The sequence below is a fragment of the Bartonella massiliensis genome (genome assembly GCF_902150025.1).
Classification (GTDB): domain Bacteria; phylum Pseudomonadota; class Alphaproteobacteria; order Rhizobiales; family Rhizobiaceae; genus Bartonella; species Bartonella massiliensis.
This window is the reverse complement of record NZ_CABFVS010000001.1, coordinates 1-21520: the sequence shown is the minus strand read 5'-3', so window position 1 is coordinate 21520 and position 21520 is coordinate 1. Positions and strand designations below refer to the sequence as shown.

The 21520-nt window shown below is 35.6% G+C and carries 14 protein-coding genes, 1 tRNA gene and 1 pseudogene; 8 read left to right on the top strand and 8 right to left on the bottom strand.

The features are described from left to right. Positions 1 to 530 precede the first annotated feature (530 nt). A complete protein-coding gene (locus FNZ60_RS00090) occupies positions 531 to 1226 on the bottom strand; it encodes an HAD family hydrolase (protein WP_142415751.1) in 696 nt (231 codons plus the stop codon). Between the two features lie 370 nt (positions 1227 to 1596). Here FNZ60_RS00090 and FNZ60_RS00085 point away from each other — a divergent pair, with 370 nt between their 5' ends. Beyond that, the gene (locus tag FNZ60_RS00085) at positions 1597 to 2685 is read left to right on the top strand and encodes a site-specific DNA-methyltransferase (RefSeq protein ID WP_425456816.1); all 1089 of its coding nucleotides are present in this window, start codon (positions 1597 to 1599) and stop codon (positions 2683 to 2685) included. A 1206-nt stretch (positions 2686 to 3891) separates the two neighbouring features. Here the strand turns inward: FNZ60_RS00085 and mutY are convergent. Beyond that, positions 3892 to 4998, bottom strand: a complete 1107-nt coding sequence (gene mutY / locus FNZ60_RS00080; protein WP_142415749.1) for an A/G-specific adenine glycosylase — start codon at positions 4996 to 4998, stop codon at positions 3892 to 3894. Positions 4999 to 5155: 157 nt separating this feature from the next. Here mutY and FNZ60_RS00075 point away from each other — a divergent pair, with 157 nt between their 5' ends. The 3 genes from FNZ60_RS00075 to ppdK all read left to right on the top strand — a co-directional run bounded on the left by FNZ60_RS00075 (position 5156) and on the right by ppdK (position 9244). Then, positions 5156 to 5656 carry a DUF721 domain-containing protein gene (locus FNZ60_RS00075; protein WP_142415748.1) on the top strand — a complete coding sequence of 167 codons (501 nt, stop codon included), beginning with the start codon at positions 5156 to 5158 and terminating at the stop codon, positions 5654 to 5656. An 84-nt stretch (positions 5657 to 5740) separates the two neighbouring features. Next, positions 5741 to 6397: a DsbA family protein gene (locus FNZ60_RS00070; RefSeq protein ID WP_142415747.1), complete on the top strand. Its 657-nt coding sequence runs from the start codon at positions 5741 to 5743 to the stop codon at positions 6395 to 6397. A gap of 180 nt (positions 6398 to 6577) precedes the next feature. Beyond that, a complete protein-coding gene (gene ppdK, locus FNZ60_RS00065; protein ID WP_142415746.1) occupies positions 6578 to 9244 on the top strand; it encodes a pyruvate, phosphate dikinase in 2667 nt (888 codons plus the stop codon). A 201-nt stretch (positions 9245 to 9445) separates the two neighbouring features. Here the strand turns inward: ppdK and FNZ60_RS09920 are convergent. Then, positions 9446 to 10247: pseudogene (locus FNZ60_RS09920) on the bottom strand (tyrosine-type recombinase/integrase); the annotation flags it as partial. 1803 nt (positions 10248 to 12050) lie between these two features. Beyond that, positions 12051 to 12884, bottom strand: a complete 834-nt coding sequence (locus FNZ60_RS00045) for a peptidoglycan-binding domain-containing protein (RefSeq protein ID WP_142415745.1) — start codon at positions 12882 to 12884, stop codon at positions 12051 to 12053. Between the two features lie 1356 nt (positions 12885 to 14240). On the opposite strand from FNZ60_RS00045, the gene FNZ60_RS00040 reads away from it, so the two are divergent. Further along, positions 14241 to 14615, top strand: coding sequence for a DUF5330 domain-containing protein (locus FNZ60_RS00040; RefSeq protein WP_142415744.1), 375 nt, complete (start codon positions 14241 to 14243; stop codon positions 14613 to 14615). A gap of 107 nt (positions 14616 to 14722) precedes the next feature. Continuing rightward, positions 14723 to 15133, top strand: a complete 411-nt coding sequence (locus tag FNZ60_RS00035) for a SufE family protein (protein ID WP_142415743.1) — start codon at positions 14723 to 14725, stop codon at positions 15131 to 15133. A 99-nt stretch (positions 15134 to 15232) separates the two neighbouring features. On the opposite strand, the gene FNZ60_RS00030 is transcribed toward FNZ60_RS00035, so the two are convergent. Further along, positions 15233 to 15670, bottom strand: a complete 438-nt coding sequence (locus tag FNZ60_RS00030) for a Ros/MucR family transcriptional regulator (RefSeq protein ID WP_142415742.1) — start codon at positions 15668 to 15670, stop codon at positions 15233 to 15235. A gap of 734 nt (positions 15671 to 16404) precedes the next feature. Between FNZ60_RS00030 and FNZ60_RS00025 the strand changes: the two genes are divergently transcribed. Then, entirely contained in the window at positions 16405 to 18504 is a 2100-nt protein-coding gene (locus FNZ60_RS00025; RefSeq protein WP_142415741.1) for a S9 family peptidase, read from the top strand. 74 nt (positions 18505 to 18578) lie between these two features. Here the strand turns inward: FNZ60_RS00025 and FNZ60_RS00020 are convergent, their stop codons facing one another. Beyond that, positions 18579 to 19181: a superoxide dismutase gene (locus tag FNZ60_RS00020; RefSeq protein ID WP_142415740.1), complete on the bottom strand. Its 603-nt coding sequence runs from the start codon at positions 19179 to 19181 to the stop codon at positions 18579 to 18581. Positions 19182 to 20041: 860 nt separating this feature from the next. Between FNZ60_RS00020 and FNZ60_RS00015 the strand changes: the two genes are divergently transcribed. Then, positions 20042 to 20116 (top strand) — tRNA-Gln (locus FNZ60_RS00015). Positions 20117 to 20198: 82 nt separating this feature from the next. Here the strand turns inward: FNZ60_RS00015 and FNZ60_RS00010 are convergent. Then, on the bottom strand, positions 20199 to 21236 hold the full coding sequence (locus FNZ60_RS00010) for a tyrosine-type recombinase/integrase (RefSeq protein WP_142415739.1): 1038 nt from the start codon (positions 21234 to 21236) through the stop codon (positions 20199 to 20201). Between the two features lie 2 nt (positions 21237 to 21238). Continuing rightward, a complete protein-coding gene (locus FNZ60_RS00005) occupies positions 21239 to 21490 on the bottom strand; it encodes a hypothetical protein (protein ID WP_142415738.1) in 252 nt (83 codons plus the stop codon). Positions 21491 to 21520 lie beyond the last annotated feature (30 nt).

Below are 21520 nucleotides of genomic sequence, written 5' to 3'. Positions count from 1 at the left end.
TTGTTGTTTTCAACAAACTTTTGTAATCTATAGATTTCGTGAATTTTAATGTGTTCCCTTATGCTCAATACGCACATACCACAAAATTTTATCATGCTGGGTCATGTATTGAATAAGCTAAGGGGGCGTTGTTTCAGCATAGCAATTTTTATATCTTATTGAATAAGGTAGCATAATATTCTTTTTTTGACAAATCTAACCATTTATCGGGATGGACGACTGATGGTGAGACTAGGCTATTGGATTTGAGAGAGATAAGTCGTTTACCGGTAGATTTGATTTCCAAGAGGCTGGATTTTATGGGTTCATATCCTTACTTTTTTGCTTCTGTTAAAGCATGTGCAATGGTTAGACTCGTGGTTTATGGACGAGGGACCATATTTTTCTTCACATTGAGATGCAGTTATTCCGTATTGTGAATCGCGTATTTCTTGAAGTTATTATAAAAGGAAAGAAACGAGAAGGGGAGGACATTTGGGGTAAAATGCCCTCTTAAAAGAGTTTACAAACTGATATAGTCAAGAGTTTTTTTATAATAAATCGCGCCATACTGCCATTGCTTCTAAGACTTCTCCTAAATGTGCATGTTTTGCGATAACCGTTTCCGCACCAGCTTCTGCAAGTGCATTAGAGTGGCCAAGATAGCTATGGGATCCTCCTGTAAAGCCGATAACACGCATACCTGCTGCTATGGCAGCATGCACACCATGAAGTGAATCTTCTATAACAATCGTGTTTTGAGGCTCTACCTGTAATTGTTGTGCGGCAAAAAGGAAAACATCAGGGGCAGGTTTCGTTTTTTTTGTTCCAACTTCAGGTGCTGAAAATATTTTTCCTTCAAAAAGGTCATAGAGATCAACCGTCGTGAGCATCTCTTTTATGTCTAGGCTCTTTGCATTAGAGCAGATACAGTAGGGATAGCGCGTTTGAATAATTTCTACGGCTTCTCTTACATCATTAATAGCCCGTAATTCAGTTTTTATTTGTGTACGAAAAATATTGGACATCTGATCTATGAGATGAGCAGAAACTGGTTTTTCTGTTTCCTGTTCAACGTGTTTAAGAATATCGCGAAAGATAAGCCCTGAAAAACGTTCACTTAATTCTTCGGGTGATATTTCATATCCTGTTTGTTTGAGCAATTGGGATCCAATTTTTGCGGCAAGATATTCAGAGTCGACGAGAACGCCGTCACAATCAAAAATAATAAGATCTATCTGAGGCATAAGATATTCCTTTATATGTTACGAGATGGATAACTTTCATGAAAACAATATGAAGAGGACCTTATTTCATAAAAATATGCTTTGAAAATGATTTTTAATTCTTTTACGAAATAAAAGATATGGGAATAGTACATTAAAGAAAGAAAAATAAGCATTCATTCAGATGAAAGTTCTTTTACTTAAAAAAATAAAAATGAATATCAATTTTGCAGAACTTTAACGATACGTTTACTCTATTTTGTAAATATGGATTGGTAATGCGGGCCTATAAACTATTTTGATTGATTATAGGGCAAATTAAGTTCATTTTGTTGGGTTTTTCATGACAGTTATTCAGCTTCAAAAAGATTTCATTCGTACTCCCTCACAGATGCCATGGCGCAATAAAATTTTTAAAGGAGATTGTGTTGCCGTTTTAGAAAAATTGCCAAAACATTCCGTAGATATGATTTTTGCGGATCCCCCCTATAATTTGCAATTGGATGGTGCTTTATACCGTCCGGATCATTCGCTTGTTGATGCGGTTGATGATGCATGGGACCAGTTTGAGAGTTTTGCTGCTTATGATGCTTTTACCCGTGCATGGTTGCTTGCGTGTCGTCGTGTGTTAAAACCCAACGGAACGCTTTGGGTGATCGGATCCTACCATAATATTTTTCGAGTTGGGACGGCATTACAAGATTTAGGTTTTTGGATGCTTAATGATATCATTTGGCGCAAGAATAATCCGATGCCTAATTTTAGAGGGCGCCGTTTTCAAAATGCCCATGAGACACTCATTTGGGCTGTGCGAGATCAAAAAGATAAAAAGTACACCTTTAATTATGATGCTTTGAAAGCAGCCAATGAAGATTTACAAATGCGATCAGATTGGCTTTTTCCTCTCTGCACTGGTGCTGAGCGTTTAAAGGATGATTCAGGGCGTAAGTTACATCCGACACAAAAACCACAAGCGTTATTAGCGCGTATTATTATGGCTTCTAGTAAACCTGGAGATGTTATTCTTGATCCATTTTTTGGTTCAGGAACAACAGGTGCTGTTGCCAAGCTTTTAGGGCGTGATTTTGTTGGGATTGAACGCGAGCAAGATTATATTGATGCAGCATGTGAGAGAATTGCGGCGGTTAAACCTTTAGCGCAACCAGAATTGGCGATTTTGGATAGAAAAAAAGCAGAACCGCGCGTAGCATTCAATAGTTTGCTTGAAGCCGGTTTACTCTATCCTGGAGAAGTTCTTTATGATCGCAAGAAGCAGGTATCTGCTATTGTAAGAGCTGATGGTACGATCATGCATGGTGGTGAAGCAGGTTCAATTCACGCAATGGGAAGAAAGGCTCAAGATTCCCAGAGTTGTAACGGTTGGACCTTTTGGTATTATGAGGAAAACGGACGGTTAAAGTCTATAGATCATTTAAGAATGATCATACGTTCACAAATGTTAAAAACGGGTGTTTTATGAACTAGGCTGATCGCATCATTCTTGTTTTATTTTATTGATCACCAATTTGCTTTCGATAGAGTTACGCCTTTCATTCAAAACACAATGCTATTGGGTTGCCGATTGATGTGCTTTTTAAAAGAAACATTTTTCAATGCACTCAATCTCGTTTCGCGATGGCATATATGACATCCATGAATAATGTAATGGTAAAGTCCTATGACATGTATAAAATTTATAGAGTATTCCGATTTTTATGCTTATGAAGGGGCAAACGGGTGTTACCACACACTTTGCCAACTTCTATGTTACAACAACCCTTGGCATTTGAGACAATTCATGAGAGACATTTTAGTTCTTTCTTGTTGAGCTGTTACCCATGTGCCAGTCCGCTTTTGGTGTGCAAGCAAATAATTTTGATTGATTTAACACGCAACAAGTCTGAAATGAAAAAATCTTACGTGATTTTAGGCTCTAATTTAAATTAAATAACTCTAAATTATCTTTATAAGTCAATATGCTGCATGATTTTAGGTGAACATGAGAGCATTTTATGCTTTGTCCGAGGCATTTTTTCAATATAACAATCTCGCTTGTAAGCGGTAAACGCGTGTTTTTATGTTTTTTATAGAAAAATTAAAATGAGAAATTTTTACTCTATGCTTTCATTTAAGTTCCAAAATAGTCAAATTCTCAATCGATATACTTTTATGCAAATAAAATAACAGAAAGGCTCATTCAGAAACTCAAAATTGAATATTTTTTTAAAGGCAAACATACATCTATAAATTACATACAATGCATTGATTTATAAATATAATTTATCATTATTAAACTTACCCCCCGAATATTGTAAGACTTTTTCATTTCAAACTTGTTCCGTGTTGCAACAATTAAAATTACTAGGCTTGCGTGTCATAAGCGGAGCTGCGTATGGATAAAAGCCTACAAGAAAAAATTAAATATCTCTCGTGAACTGTCTCAAGTGCCAAGGGCTGTTGCAGAGGGCTGACAAAATGTATGAGATGGTGCTGTTTTTTCATAAGCACAAAAAGGATAAATCTTGAAATTTAAATCTAAGATTTCTAAGTTTCTTGATTCCTTTTTAAATTTTATCTGTCAAAAACTTATTATTTAACGTTCTTAAATTTTTCTTTTACAGAGGAAGAAATGGTTTCTAGAGATGCAAAATTCTCTATTAGAAAGCATTTTCACGAATAGGAACGGTTATTTAAATTTGAAAGCATTGGGAAGTGCTATGGATATGGCTTTTTTCATAACAGTAGGGAGCGCTTCTTCGGCAAGATGTTGAATGTTACACCACCAACCATTTTCACAATTCATTTCATGAACCTCCTCAGTATAGTAAACATCGAGTTTTAGAGAAAAGTGAGTAAAAACATGGGTAATTTGTCCTTTGAATTGCCAATTGGCAGTAAAGGGTGCATTTTGGAGTCCATTTTCATTATTTATGCCAATATTGTTAGGAATTTGAGTCATTCCGCCAAGGAGTTTTTGCGTTTGTCGTTTTTCCAAATAAATTTGTTTCTTTTTATTAAGAACTACAAAAGCAATACCTGTTTTGGAAGGACGTTCTTTTTTAGGAGCTTTGACTGGAAAAGATTCCGCTTGTTGCATCTTTGCTGCTTTGCATAAAATTTCAAGAGGGCAGATATAACAAGATGGTTTGCGTGGAGTACAAATTGTTGCTCCCAAATCCATCATTGCTTGAGCAAAGTCACCAGGGCGGTTTAAATCAGTAATTTTTTGTGCTTTTTCTTTGATTTCAGCTTTTGCTTTTGGCAATATTGAAGTGATAGCAAAAAGGCGGGCGACCACACGTTCGACATTACCATCAACCACGGCTACAGGGTGGTTAAAAGCAATTGCAGCAATGGCCGCGGCTGTATAATCTCCAATACCAGCGAGAGTTCGCAAGGCTTTTACAGATTGTGGAAATTGTCCTGCGTAGTTTTCAACAAGCTGTCTTGCACATTTTTTAAGATTACGTGCACGTGAATAATAACCAAGCCCAGCCCATGCTTTCATGATGTCATCTTGTGAGGCTTTTGCTAAAGAAGAAAGATCAGGCCAAAGTTTCAGAAACTTTTTAAAATAAGGCTTAACCGTTTCAACGGTTGTTTGTTGAAGCATGATTTCAGAAAGCCAAATTTGATAAGGATCAGGACGGATACCTTGTTTTTGCTCTTCAGGAGTGATCCGCCATGGGAGATGTCTGTGCTTTTGATCGTACCAAGAAAGGAGGTGCGAAGAAATTTCATACATAATTGTTTTCAAGCATAGGAAGAGGTAAAATGCAAAAGAAAAAAGCATTTATTGGGGAATTCATGTGTTTTTGTTCTTTTATTATCGAGGCTCTGGTTAGGAGACAAATTTCTATTTTGTTGATATTTTATAAATTAGAAAAGAAATATTTTTTAGATGAAACAAGTGATTTTAATTGGATAAACAGTTGAACAATGATCTAAAGATGAGAAAACAACTAAAAAAACATGCTTTTCATTCTCTTTCTGAGACGGTATTCAAAATACTTGATCCAGTTTTACGCAAACGGACAGGGCTCAATGTCGCGCTAATAGAGCATTGGCCACAAATTGCGGGCTATGATATCAGTGAACATACAATGCCCCTTAAAATTATTTGGAAACGTCACGCGGATCAAGATGAAGTTTTTCAGCCAGCAACACTTATTGTTGCATGTGAAGGATTTTCTGCGTTAAAATTGATGCATGAAACAGAGGAATTGCTTCATAGAATTAATGGATTTTTTGGCTATATTGCTGTTGATCGTATCAAGATTGAGCAAAGGAGTATGTCGATTTTTATGAAGCATGTGTCTTTCAAGCCGATTTTGAGTGAACAGGATAAAAAATGCGTGGAAAAAATGCTTGAAGGAATTGAAGATAAAAGCTTACGCCAATCACTTTACAAACTTGGCTGTTGCATTTTCTCGGAAAAAAATAATAAATAGAAAGATATTTTATATATTTTCCTTATAGTATATGAGAAAGCATTGGGTTCCTATTCGTTTAATAACAACAGAAAAGTAATATTTATGATAAAGTGTCGTTCTTTTTTATTTTTCGGGATAATTTTTCTCTTCATAACGATTGTACAAAACAGTATAACAGTTGCTTTAGCGCGTGGTCCCAAACCCGTTGCAACGGTGGATATGGCTGAACTTCTTCAATCAGGTAAAGTAAAGGACCGCTTTGAGGGAGAGGCAGATGCACCAGTGATCATTGTTGAATATGCTTCGTTAACATGTACGCATTGTGCGCATTTTTATAATGATATACTTCCTCAAATTCGTAAGAAATATATCAAAACAGGAAAAGTAAAACTGATTTTCCGCGATTATGCTTTTGATCCTCGGGCAACAGCGGGTTTTATGTTAGCGCGCTGTGCGCCAGAAGATCGTTATTTTCCTTTGATAGAGGTTTTATTTCAAAAACAAAATGATTGGGTTTGGGGAAAAGACGCTCTAACACCATTGAAAAAAATTAGCTTAATGGCAGGTTTTAGCGATGAAAGTTTTACTGCGTGTTTGAAAAACCAGACCATTTTAGATGAAGTGAATGCATCTTTTGAGCGTGGTAAAGAACTTGGTGTTACAGCAACACCTACTTTCTTTATCAATGGTGATAAATATGAAGGTGCTATGAACGTAGAAGACTTTTTGTCGGTGATTGATCGTTATCTTAAAAACTGATTTTTAATTTTCCAGAAGATGGATAGTGGTACTTGTGGTTATTATCTCTTTTGGAAGGATTGGTCTTATGCACTTATGAAGCGGTATTATTTTGTTTGTTCGATTTTTAAATCAAATCATTGCTTTTAAATGAACCTAGGTTGAATAATGTTTTGATGCTGATATGGGAGGATTTGTACAATGAAAAAATGGGTTTATAGTTTTGGAGATGGCAACGCAGAAGGAAGTGCAAGCGAGCGTAATCTTCTAGGAGGTAAAGGCGCTAATTTGGCAGAAATGAGTAATCTTGGTTTGCCGGTACCGCCTGGTTTTACTTTGACAACCGAAGTTTGTAATTTTTATTATGCCCATGACAAATCATATCCAGAAGAGTTACAGGAAGCTGTTAAAAAAGCACTAAGACGCATTTGTGAACAAACAGGACGTGAATTTGGGAATAAGCAAAGACCACTTTTGCTTTCTGTTCGTTCAGGAGCACGAGCATCTATGCCTGGGATGATGGATACAGTGCTGAATCTTGGTATGAATGATGAAACCGTAAAAGCAATTGCTTTACAAGCCAATAATGAACGTTTTGCTTATGATAGTTATCGGCGTTTTATCCAAATGTATTCTAATGTTGTTTTGGGATTAGATCATTCGTATTTTGAAGAGATTCTTGATGAAGCAAAAGCACGCAATGGTTACACTATTGATACAGAAATGACAGCTGATGATTGGAAGGATGTTATTACTTCTTATAAGGCTTATGTTGAAGAAAAATCAGGAATCCCTTTTCCTCAAGAGCCCGAACAACAGTTATGGGGGGCGATTGGGGCTGTTTTTTCAAGTTGGATGACAGCACGTGCGGTGACTTATCGCCGTTTACAGAACATTCCTGAAGATTGGGGAACAGCAGTGAATGTGCAGGCTATGGTTTTTGGTAACATGGGAGAAGATTCGGCAACAGGTGTGGCTTTTACACGCAATCCGTCGACGGGGAAAAAAGAACTTTATGGTGAATTTTTAGTTAATGCGCAAGGGGAAGATGTTGTAGCGGGTATTCGAACGCCTCAAAATATTACAGAAAATGCGCGTATTGTTGCTGGTTCAAATAAGCCGTCTTTAGAAAAAATCATGCCTGAAGCTTTTTTGAAGTTATGTCAGATCGCACAGAAGCTTGAGCAGCATTATCGGGATATGCAAGATCTCGAATTTACCATTGAAAAAGGTAAATTATGGATGCTGCAGACTCGTTCAGGAAAACGCACAGCTCGTGCCGCTCTCAAAATGGCAATTGAAATGGTTGAGGAGGGGCTCATCAGTCGTGAAGAGGCTGTGATGCGTATTGATGCAAAGTCACTTGACCAACTTTTACACCCAACACTGGATCCAAAAGCAGAACGTTTTGTTATAGGACGTGGTTTACCAGCTTCTCCTGGAGCTGCAACGGGTGAAATTGTTTTTACCTCAGAAGAGGCAGAAACAGCGTCGGCAGAAGGGCGCAAAGTTATTTTGGTCCGTGTAGAAACAAGCCCAGAAGATATTCATGGTATGCATGCGGCTGAAGGAATTTTAACAACGCGTGGCGGCATGACAAGCCACGCTGCTGTTGTCGCGCGGGGGATGGGAAAGCCATGTATTTCTGGTGCTGGTAGTGTACGAATTGATTATAACACAAATACGCTGTTTGCTTCGGGAGAAAGCTTTAAAAAGGGTGACATTATCACGATTGATGGTGGAAGTGGAGAAATTTTCAAAGGGAAGGTTGCGATGTTGCAGCCAGAGCTTTGCGGAGACTTTGCAACGTTAATGGAATGGGCTGATGGCATGCGACGTATAAGGATTCGCGCTAATGCTGAGACACCATCTGACACGCGTATGGGGCGTTCTTTTGGGGCTGAAGGTATTGGTCTTTGCCGTACAGAGCATATGTTTTTTTCTGGTGAACGTATTGTTGCCATGCGTGAAATGATTTTAAGTCATGATGAAAGTGGTCGTCGCAAAGCGTTAGATAAGCTTTTGCCAATGCAGCGTTCAGATTTTAGCGAATTATTTGAAATTATGTGTGGTTTGCCTGTGACCATTCGCTTGTTAGATCCGCCACTCCATGAATTTTTACCTAAAACCGATGCAGAAATTCTTGAAGTTGCAACAGCTATGGGCGTTTCGGCTGAGGTGCTTTCTGAACGAGCACAGCAGTTGCACGAATTTAATCCTATGCTTGGATTACGCGGGTGCCGTTTAGCCATTACTTATCCTGAAATTGCTGAAATGCAAGCGCGAGCGATTTTTGAAGCAGCAGCAGAAGCTGCCCAAAAATCTGGCTCTCCTGTTATGCTTGAAATTATGGTGCCACTTATTGCGCTTAAATCTGAACTCGATTTTGTAAAAGCGCGTATTGATCAGGTTGCTAAGGACGTGATGCAAGAAAAGAAAAGTACTATTCAGTATATGGTTGGGACAATGATTGAGCTTCCAAGAGCAGCGCTTCGAGCCGATGAAATTGCTGAAACAGCGGAGTTTTTTTCATTTGGAACAAACGATTTGACACAAACTACTTTTGGAATTTCTCGTGATGATGCTGCTCCTTTTTTGGCAACCTATTTTCAAAAAGGCCTTTTGGAACAAGATCCTTTCGTATCGATTGATCGTGATGGCGTAGGAGAATTGATTGCCATTGCTGCACAGCGTGGACGCTCAAAGCGTGCAAAAATAAAATTGGGAATTTGTGGTGAACATGGAGGTGATCCTGCTTCTATTGCTTTATGTGAAGAAAATAACCTCGATTATGTTTCATGTTCTCCTTTTCGAGTTCCAATTGCTCGTTTAGCAGCAGCGCAAGCCGCAATAGCAAAAAGGGTATAACAGGTTTAATATTTTTATTATATCGTTACCACTGCAATAAATTTTTATGGACACTCTTTTATTTCTTTCCTTAAAGAAAATAAAAGCATTTCTATAATGCACTTATAATTTATATCATGAGAAAAAGTATATTCTTGATAGAGCAGGGTGTGCCATTGTGCAGTTAATTCATACGCTTGCTATTTTATAGGGGGAGCTTCTATATTGAGCTATACAGTTTGCAGTAAGGAGACCGCGACTGGATATAAAAAAAGAAATCATGGCGAGAAAGCAAGCGTACTTGTTGTTAAATTTCTAATGTTATCTGATGATAGAGGCACGCGAAATTCTGTTGTAGCATCACGCTTGCCTTTCATATTCTCGAGTTAAGAATAGTCTAGGTATCTCCATCAATTTGATCTTTATGAATATGACGCAAAGACTATATACGAACACCTATAAGAATAAGCAAGCGCAAAGCCAGCTGTGTTATGGTGGATGCTTCACAAAGTGTTTTATAAAAAGTTGGTATATCTCTACAATCCATAGCTGGCATGTTTTGCGTTTTATGGTGTTGTTTTCCTTAAGAGAGCACATGCTTTCTCTATTGCTTGTAAATCAACAGCCAAACTCAAGGCAGCCACATGTTTGAGACAAAGATTAAGACGCACCAATGCTATCCGAGCAGTTCTAGCTTTTGTATGCCAAATAGGGGCAAACCTATTGCGTATTTCTGTTTGTGTAATCTCAGAAACCGGTAGACAGCCTAATTTGGGGAGAATATGAAGTTGTAAAGATGCAAACCAATCACTAGCCTCACCCTCTCTTTTTAATTCAGCTTTGCGACTTTCAAAAGCATTTAAAGCAATGTCCTTTAAATCATGAAGATTACTTATTGCCTCACGCTTTTGTTTCTCACGTTCTTTAATAGGGGCACACCCCTCACATAAAATAGAACATCACCCTGTTGCCAATTCACGGATTTGTTTTTTAGAGACATCTCTCAAAGCGCACCCAAACCCATTTCGCGACGACGCTCGTGAAGAGTATAACGATAAAGCCATTGAGCACCGCCATTTTTACGTCTGCGGAGAAGAAAGCCGGCACCCTCGTTATATTTGCCAGCCCTAAAATGTTGTGGACCAACCCTTGGCACTTAAGACGATTCATGAAAAACCATTTTTACACCTTTCTTATACAATTTTTACCCACACACCAGCCCCGCTTTTGATGTGCAAGAAAGTGACATTAATTGATTCAATATAAACAAGTTGGAAATGAGAGAATCTTACATTATTCGAGGGGCTAATTCAATATGAATAAGACTAGATTATTTTTATAAATCAATGTGTTGTCTTACAAAGACAGAACACTCTAAAGGAATGTCTTTATCTTGCGGATTTATTTGTTATTTTGAACAAATGTCTCTTAACCCATTTCATGTTATTAGCTGTGGAATGGGGCTATGTAAAACTCTTTGTAAGTTTATAAAATTCCCTCTAGAGTTTAAAAATCCATTACGTGCGACCAACTTTACACATATGAAGGAATATTATAATTATATAACATATTGATTTATAATGATAATTTTCATTTCTTATATTGAGTGAGAGCTTTGAGTATCGCGAAATTTTTCTCACTTCAACTTCTTTTATAATTGAATCAATCAAAACTATTTCTTTTGCGCATTATAGATGGGGAAAGCAAGATGAATAAAAAAATTAAAGCAAGGATATATCTCTTATAAATTGCTCAAGTGCTAAGAGTTATCGCAACATTGGAGAAAGGCACAGTGTGTAATGGTGCCTGCTTACTTATTTACAAGTGTAAAGATGATAGATAGCCCCAGAGGGGTATATTATTCATGGGTGTTGTTGTGAAATGGGCTTGGGGATTTTGAGAGATGTTTCTTGAAAGAAAGCCCGTGAATATGCAACCCAAGTATATTCCATTTAGGATGTTTTGTTTTCCATGAGGGGGGGCCTAAAAAGACACGTGTTAAAAAAGTGTAGGGCAATAATCGCCATTATTTAAAAGAAGTCACTCCTTTAGATATCTTTGAAAGCCGTAAAGCCGAATGAAAAGAAATGGGCAAAATGGGAAGATGGTTTCTACCCTTAAAATTTTATATTCTGCTCAAATTACAAGCTGCCTCTCTATTTCAAGAGATTACACAAAACGAGATACACTATGCGCTTGTATCCATTTGGTATGCAAAAGCCACAACAGCAGAAAAAACATGCATGGTCTTTATCACAATCATGCGATTGAATGAGGATTGAATATTGATTTACAGATAACAAAAAAGCATAGGATTTTTTAGAAAACAACGTCATAAAATACAAAACTTTTCCAGTCATGAATTAGAGAAATGTGCTGTCCTTTTATAAAATACTTTGCAAAACAAAAATTATAACACAACTAGCTTTTCATCTACTGATTCTTATAGCTGTTCGTATATAGTCTTTGCGTCATATGCATAAAATCAAATTGACAATAAGAAATGGATCATTGCTGGCTAGAGAATATGAAAGGCAAGCGTGATACTACAACAGAATTTCGCGTTCTTTTATCATAAGAAGCAATAAAGTTTTTAAAATAAGGGCGTTGGCTTTCTCACAATGATTTTTCTGCAACCGGTCATAAGTTGTTTGCAGAAAAATGTATGGTTCAATATGGAATGTGTATAAGAAAACCATTCTGATTATTTAATATAAAAGGGTTTGCGGGGAAGGAATATTTTTGTATTTGGAGGGCATTAAACAAGAAGATGATAAATTATCATTATCGATCCATAGCTTGTTTTTATAATATAGATGATTAGCTTTTAATTTAATAAACCAACTTCACGCATTTTCATCAAAACTGTGTGGTTAATTTTACCTGTTACAGAAAGATCAAACATTTTTTGAAACTGTTTTAAGGCTTCTATTGTCTCTTGATCTTCTATTCCTGTGACAATAACCTCTTCATGACCAAAAATATGTAAAGCTTTTTGCACCTGTATAATATCTTCGACAGAAGGCTCTAAAACAGCTTCTTTTGAGTGCGCCATATTTTCTGTCTTTGCTATTTCTACTTCGCTCTGTTTAATTAATATTGCAATTTCATCTTTTTGAGAGTTAGGTGAAATATTGTTTGGCATTTTCTGAGCCGTTTGTTGTTTCCATAAAGCGATAGCATGACGCGTCTTAGGTCCTTCCAGTCCATCTAAAGGTCCATCATAAAGTCCCAATTCTGCTAGTGCTTTTTGCTTTTCCAGCATTCTTGCTGATTGAGAGGGAAAAGATGAGTTTGTATGGGGATGATTTGGAAAATTTACAGAATCTACACGAGAGAGTTTTTGTGATTTTACTGTCTTTTCAGATAAATGAGGGGTTTGCCCTATATTTTGAGCGGAGGAAAATTTCATTTGAGTTAAAATATTTTGATGCGTTGTCATTTGTGAAAATAAAGCATTAAATGAAACAAATAAAAAACTGATGCTAAAAAGAAGAGATCCAACAAAAAATAAAGTATTTTTTCGTGTATAGAAATAAAGAGTTTTTCCTATCCAAAAAATAACATGAAAAATTATAAGAATAAGTGTGATAACAATACTACTCTGGTATTTACGATGTTTCACAGTTTTTCTTCGGGATGTCTTTCGTTTTGCTGTCATTATTTTTTATTTTCAGTTGCGTTTATTTTTCAAAAAAGAAACGAATGTAAATTAGTTCTTACTTTTAGCCAGAGAAGAGTGTGTTTACATTATTGATTTTTTCCTTTCAAACTCCTGAAATAAGCAATCTCATTATATCAATTTATACGTTGATAAATCAACAAGAGCTCTTAGCAACGTTCATTAATTTTATATTTTAAAAATCTTTAATATGTATAAAGAAAGTGTTGAATGAATTAACATTCAAGGTTATTTTGGTTTTTGCAAGTTGCCTATAATTTAAAATTAAGTTGAGACTATTTGTCTATAACGCTCAAAAAAGACAACCATTATATATATTTTTCATAATTTACATATAGAAGGGGTACTGTTCTGTAAAGGGTTTAAGAAGAGAAATGATCTCTTAATAGTGTTATATTTTCGTATAAATGCCTTCTACGCATATTCAATAATTTGTATAAGGATTAATGAAATTGATGTTTACATATTATAGAAAAACTTCTCCTTTAGATGGAATTATAAGAAATGTATCTATTTTTTTAATGTTTTATCGACATGTTGATTATTGTCATGACGTGCCAGTAAAAAATTCATGAATAAAGTAAAATTTTATAGGCAATGTAAAGATTTTATCGATAAGAGAATAAGAATAACAGAATTTAACTCTTTTTAGACTTTGCAGCTAAGATTAAAATGATGCGTTATTATTTAAAATAAATATATAGACAACATAGGAAAGAAATTGGACTATATATTTAATCCTTATCTTATTGTTGCATTTTTTGTGGAATAAAAAGTTGCAGAGCTGTGTTGTAACGGTAAATTTATTGAGCACCTTTATCTTTGCGCTTATAAAGCAGTAAGCTACACTATCACACATTTCTCCAGCGTTCAACGTTTTTAACGGCCCTTACCATTTGAAACTCTTCAATAAGAAGCATTTCTAGTTTTTTATAAGGCTTTTATCCATATAGCTCTCCTCGTTTGTAATGTGCAAATGAATAGTTTTGATTGTTTCAATATGAACAGACTTTCAATGAGATGATCTTGCGATCTTAAGGTCTTTCATGCAACATAGGCATTGATAAGTTATTATGATAAATCAATATGCTGTACATTCTCTATTCCTTATGCACTAACATAATTATATCTCTCCGTATACTCATTATATATAATGAGCCTGTAAGTGTATAATTTTTATGCCGCGGCATTATATTATTTATAAAAAAACCAATGATATGGATCAAAGAAATGAAGACTCAATTCTATAAAACTCATTTTATAAATTTTTTATAAAGAAGCGGCGTATAAAATGCTTTTTTTATTGTGTTGACCACTGCGGTACAGTGATTGCCTATGATACGTTTTTTAATCAAATTATCATTTTTTTTGTTTTTTATTTTTATCATTATTTCATTTTTTGTCGCAAATCCAAGTAGTAACCATTCTCCTAGCTCCCAAAATAATGAGACAACAACGAGCGATGTGATTGTTGCTTTTAAGGAAGCTTTAAGTGACTTAGGAACATTTTGTGACCGTAATATAGAAGCCTGCAAAGTAGGTAAGTCCTTTTTAAGTTTACTTGGCGAACGCGCATATTACGGTGCAAGAGCTGCTTATGAATATTTAGGGAACATATTAGGAAACAAAAATAATATAGAGAATTCTTCTAATATTTCTCGCAAAATGGAAATACAAAAGTTCTTACAAAAATGTACAATGTTATCCTGAAATAATATTTTTTAACGCACTTCATATTCATTATGTTAGGAAAATAAATATTGATCTGTCAATAAATGTACTTAACATGATTATTCAGATAAAACAGGACCAAGATAATGACAGAAACAATCAATAATATTATAGAGAACTTTTCGCTTTTGGATAATTGGGAAGATCGTTATCGTTATGTCATTGAGCTTGGTCATGAGTTACCGCCTTTTCCAGAAAGTGCTCGAAACGAAGCCCACAAAGTTCCTGGTTGTGTTAGCCAAGTATGGCTTTTATCTTCACGGAATAATTCGGAAGATCCAATATTAACCTTTCAAGGCGATTCCGATGCTCATATTGTACGTGGACTCATTTACATTCTTCTGGCTTTTTATTCAGGCAAGAAAGCTTCTGAAATTCGTAATTCTAATGCTCAAGATCTTTTTGAAAAACTTGGCTTAAATGAAAATCTCACACCACAACGATCAAACGGTCTAAAATCAATGATTAAACGGATTCGCAACGAAAGTTATGTATAATCCTCTTTGCAGAGAGGACTATACACATAAAAACTCTACAAAAAACACATACAATAAAAAACAACTTTATATACGAATCATTTTCTCGCAAAATATGACTTATTTAGCTTTTTTTCGTTTGCTTTTGCGTCCAAGCCCCATTTCTTTAGCCAAAGCTGATCGTGTTTTTGCATAATTAGGCGCCACCATAGGATAAGAGCTGTCTAACTGCCATTTTTCACGATATTCCTCTGGCAACATTCCATAATGTGTCATGAGATGACGCTTGAGAGATTTAAATTTTTTTCCATCTTCAAGACAAATGAGATAATCAGGAAATACTGAACGCTTTGGATTAACGGCAGGCCTTTGTTTTTCAACTTCGACTTCCGTTAACTCTGGATTCCCTGCTTTACGAAAAGCAGCATGGACATCAGCAATTAAACTTGGCACTTCAGTCGGTCGAATAGAATTATTACTCACGTAGGCAGCAACAATATCAGCAACCAATGTAATAACTAAATTGCTTTCAGTCTCTAAGACTGCACGATGTTCCATTCTTGTTTCCTTTAATTTAAAATCGAGTAATTCAAAATCGAGATATAGTGCATATACTCATAATACAAAGATGCCATGCACATGAGCTTCATATTGTACAAAAATCTTTTTGTCAATTCAATTATTCTATAAAATTGCCAAAATCACAAAAAATCAAATAAATACCTCTTTTTTGTCATAATATACAATAAGAAAAATGAAATTTTTTACATGTTAAAATATAGTTCTATTCTATAACATGTTATGCATAATATATAGCATATCACAAATATAAAAAAATATAAGATAATTTATTGATTTTTTTTGAGAATGTAAAATAAATTTAGGAATTATAAAAATATAACTATAAATATGACAATATATTATTGTTTATAGTATAAACTATTTATCGATATTTGATAGAATATTTATTTATTTTTTTATGGTATGATGACAAAAAAATTAGATATATTTATTTTACTGCTATAAAACTATAAATTTATACTGTTTCAAAAAAAATCAATTATTCCTCTTATGACTTATATTGTCTGACCAGTCACTTCTATTATAAAAGTGGTATTCCATCTTTAAAAAACAATAGCTATGACAGCTAATGAATAGAAGGATATTAAGTGTAAAAATTATCACGACGTTATTTTTGCAGTTAAGTAGAATTTATATTTTTGCGCTTGCATCAATAATTGTGATTCTAACATATAAATGAAGCTATTAACATATTTTATATAGGATTGTGTATGACCCACACTTTTGTAATTCCTCCCAAAGCATCTAGAATCACTCATAAGGAAATATATCATGGTATTTTTCGTGATGATCCCTATCATTGGTTACGTGCGTCTAACTGGCAAGATGTTTTAAAAAATCCTAACTGTCTTGATTCCAATATTCGACATTATCTCGAAAAAGAAAATGCTTATCAGGCGGCTCAAATGGCTGATACAAAGCCATTACGAGATTTGCTTTTTAGCGAAATGAAAAGCAGGATCCAAGAGAACGATAGTTCCGTTCCTATACAAAATGGACCTTTTGCTTATGGTTTTTCTTATGTTACCGGAGGGCAACAACCACATTATTTTCGGACACTAAGGAATGGTGGAGAAAGACATGTTTATCTTAATGGTGATCTTTTGGCTGAAGGTAAGGAATATTTCAATTTTGGTTCCATTCAAGAATCTCCTGATCATAAATATGTTGTATGGACCTATGACGATAAAGGATCAGAATTTTATACAGCTAAAATTCGTAATTTAGACACATTATCTGATTTTATGGACACCATTACTGATACATCTGGACAAATTGTGTGGGATGCTCAATCTGAAGGTTTTTTCTATACAAAAGTAGATGAAAATCACCGTCCTTCTAAGCTTTATTATCATCGCTTAAACACAGATCAATCGCAAGATATACTTATTTTTCATGAAGATAATCCAGGCTTTTTCTTAAATGTAAGCGGTTCTAAGCTTCATGATGTTATTTATATGAGTATTCGTGACCATGAAACGTCAGAGATCTGGTTAATTTCTGCAAAAGCGCCTCTTAATGCTCCTCAATGTGTACGAAAACGGCAAAAAGGTGTTGAATATTCACTGACAGAAGGTGGTGATGTCTTTTATATCCTTACCAATATAGATAATGCAAAAGACTTTAAAATGATGGTTGCGCCGTATGCTGCGCCGCAATCAGAAAATTGGTCAGAGCTTGTGTCTCATCAGCTTGGACGTTTGATCCTATCTCATGATGCGTATCAAGACTTTCTTATTTGGCTCGAACGCTTTGAAGGACTTCCTCGTATAAGAATTATGGATCGTACGACAAAACAAATCCATTCCATTGCTTTTGATGAAGAGGTTTATTCTTTAGGTTTGCAAGGTGCAGCGGAATATAATAGTCAGTCCATTCGTTTTTCTTACTCATCGATGACAACGCCTGATCAAATCTTTGATTATGAGGTAAAAAGTCGCAAAAGAACATTGTTAAAGACGCAAATAATTCCCTCTGGCCATAATAAAGATGAATATATAACGCGACGCATTATAGCCACTGCAGAGGATGGTGAAAAAATTCCCATCTCACTTTTTTATCATAAAACGACACCTCTTAATGGTCGTGCACCTTGTCTGCTTTACGGTTATGGTGCTTATGGGATCTCTATTCCTGCGAGTTTTAATAGTAATGCACTTTCTCTCGTAAACAGAGGTTTTATTTATGCTATTGCACATATTCGTGGAGGCAAGGAAAAAGGGGTTGAATGGTATGAGAAAGGAAAACATCGTTTTAAATATAACACATTTACCGATTTTATTGCGTGTGGGCGTTATCTTGTAAACAATAACTTCACAGCTCATGATCGGCTTATTGCGCACGGTGGGTCGGCAGGAGGAATGTTGATGGGGGCTATTGCCAATATAGCGCCACAAGATTTTTCTGGAATCGTAGCGAATGTGCCTTTTGTTGATGTTTTAACAACGATGCTCGATGCTTCCTTACCCCTAACGCCCCCTGAATGGCCCGAATGGGGAAATCCTCTTGAATCACGAGAAGATTATAATCTTATAGCTTCTTATTCTCCCTATGATAACGTCAAAGCGCAAAAATACCCCCCCATGCTTGTAATCGCAGGATTAACCGATCCTCGTGTAACTTACTGGGAACCTGCAAAATGGGTAGCAAAATTGCGTGCGTTAAAAACAGATGATAATGCAATTTTATTGCGGATTAATATGGACGCAGGACATGCTGGTGCAGCTGGACGTTTTTCAAAGTTAGAAGAAGTTGCCTATATCTATGCTTATATTCTAAAGATAGCAGAAAAGACAGTTGTTAATCTATAATATCTTTGCTTATCAGACCCTATAATTCATTGAATTATAGGGTCTGATAGACACTAAAAAATTATCTAGATAGTTTACAAACCGCAATTTTCATAAAGTTTTAAAACATAATCCCAATTGATCAAATGATCTACGAAAGCTTCAAGATATTTCGGGCGAGCATTGCGATAGTCAATGTAATAGGAATGTTCCCACACATCCACACCCAGGATAGGTTGAGCATCATGGACCAAGGGATTTTCACCATTCGGCGTTTTCATAATTTCAAGCTTACCATCTTTAACAACAACCCATGCCCATCCGGAACCAAATTGGGCACCAGCAGTAGCAATAAAATCAGCACGGAACTTGTCATAGCCACCTAGATCAGATTCAATCGCTTTTGCTAGCTTTTCAGGCAGCTTTTGACCACCACCATCTTTTTTCATCCAATGCCAGAAATGGTTATGATTGTAATATTGCGCTGCATTATTAAATAAACCAATATTTTTTCCAAAACTTTTTTTAATAACCTCTTCAAGGCTTTCATTTTCTAAGCCTGCGTCTTTTATAAGATTGTTGGTATTGGTGAGATAAGCGAGGTGATGCTTATCATGATGATATTCAAGCGTTTCACGTGACATATAAGGCGAAAGAGCATCGTAATCATAAGGCAATGCAGCCAATTCAAAAGCCATTTAAAAATCTCCTCGATTCTAATTGTTAAGCTTACTTTAAAAGCCTAATTTGCCATTTGCAGCATCTAAAAGCAAATGTTGAATGCTTATATTAATTAATTTTAATGTCTTTCTTTTTGTTGTAAAAGTAGCTTTTAGGAAATGTATGTTAATGAATCAAAAAAAAGACTCTGATCTATATAAATAGTGCTTTTGAAGATTTTTTATGTCTATGAACGGGCAAAAATATCATGATTTTGCGAATGAAAAGTAAATGGAGAGAACTGTCATTTTTTGTTCTTATACCTAAAAATATTTTTTCACATACGACATAAAATACTTTTATTTTTTTGCAAATCTTTTCTAATCCATTCACGGATCATAGTATTTACAATAAAAATTAAGTCATATGTTTAAGAGACATTTCTCAATGTGCTTAATCTCATTTGATAGCGCTATCTATGAATAACAAGCCATTGGATATTATCATCTTTATGCTTAATGAAAGAGCACAGCGGTCATCATACATTATGTCAGTTCTCAATATGGTGACAGCTTTTGTTTTAATTGAGCAAGATGAGATTTGGATATATCAAAAAAAGTAAAGCATATGTTAATTTATTAGAGACATGAGTAAACGATAAAATTTTCTATTTCTAGAAAATCAACAAAAGAGCAAAATAATTGATGGATCAAGGTTTATGACTTGTGTTAGAAGGATAACAGTCTATCCCTTTCTGTTGCGAATGGGTATCGATGCATTATATTGCACACAGCAGGGAGATTTTGTGATAAAAAAGTAAAGTCTTTGATTTTCAGATATTGCGTCCAATCACAGGAATCGCTATAAGGTGCAAAAGTAATTATGAGGCATATTTTTTTGGGGTATAGCCAAGCGGTAAGGCACCGGTTTTTGGTACCGGCATTCCCTGGTTCGAATCCAGGTACCCCAGCCATACTTTAATGAAATCAATGAGTTATCAGGAAGTGCGGGAATTTTATTTCCGTTGATTCTTTTAACTTATTTTCTGTATATCCCTAACTTTTTTGAAGCTTTTTAATTGCTTCTATTGCGAGACGTTTACGATCTGCGCTCTTTGTGTAAAGAGATGCCATATTATCCTCAGTCCAGCCAAAAAGTGCTTTCATTTGTGAAACTGTAGCACCGGCATTAGCTGCGCGGGTGGCTGCTAATTTTCTCAATCCATGGGCTGATTTTTTTATCCCTGATGCATTGCAAGCTTTACGAAATAAGTTGCCAAAACTTTCCTTAGTCAGTTTTTTACCTTCTTTTCCACAAATAAATGTTTCATCACCTACGGGACCAACTTTAAGGGTTTCTGCAAGCTCTGGTAAAATAGGAAGAAAAACATCTGTTTTAAATTGGCTCTTTTCTGTTTTGAGATGAATAATATCATCTTTGACATCTTTCCAGCCAATGCGAACGGCGTCACCACGGCGTAAGCCCGTATACAAAAGAATATCAATCCAAACGCGTTCATGGGTACCATGATGCCATTTGTGATAATATTTATCTATGTCTTCTTCTAACCATGGGGTGAAGCCTTCTGCGTTAAAGGATTTTGGCGGTTTTATGTTAAAAGCGGGGTTTCTGTTTAAAAGAGCATTATCAACCGCCCAATTAAAAAGACCATTTAAAGCCGTTAAAAAGTGTCTTGCTGCTGCGGGAGTATTGCGTCTTCTTTCTACGGCATCAAGAATATGTTGTTTTTCTATGCTTTTATAAGCGCGATTACCAATATGTTTAGAAACATTGTTTAGAATTCTATATTTAACTTTTTTTGTTGACTCTGATTGATTATGCCATTGCATGCTTTGTAAATACTGATGCAATAACCAGTCAAAAGATCCTTCTGTAAGCTTAGTGCGTTTTATTATTTTAGAAGAGCCATTTTGCGCATGCTTAAGGGCAAGTGTATAATTGTCAACAAATTCTTGCGTTCCGTAAGTTCCTTCAATCCGAAGCCGTGGTCCATGACCAATACGGACATACCATATGATTTTACCATGGCGTGTACGTTCACGAACAAGATAGGGTGGACGACGTTTAGGCATGGTTAGAATTCTATGCCGTCAACAGAGGGACAAGATGACTGAGTACGACATTCTTCTTGTTCGTTTTCAAGAGGTGGAAAGTCTTCAATACTATAAGCATTATGCCTTGTTGTTGGTGGTTCTACAGTTTTATTGATATGAATGAGTAACTCTCCAGTGGGTTTTATTTCTACAATCTCTGCACCTTGTTTTTTGGCTTCTCTTAAAGCGCGTGCAATGGCTGGTTGGGTTATGGTAGGTGGGCGGTGTGCCATGTCAGTTCCCCTTAATTTAGGTGCAATTCC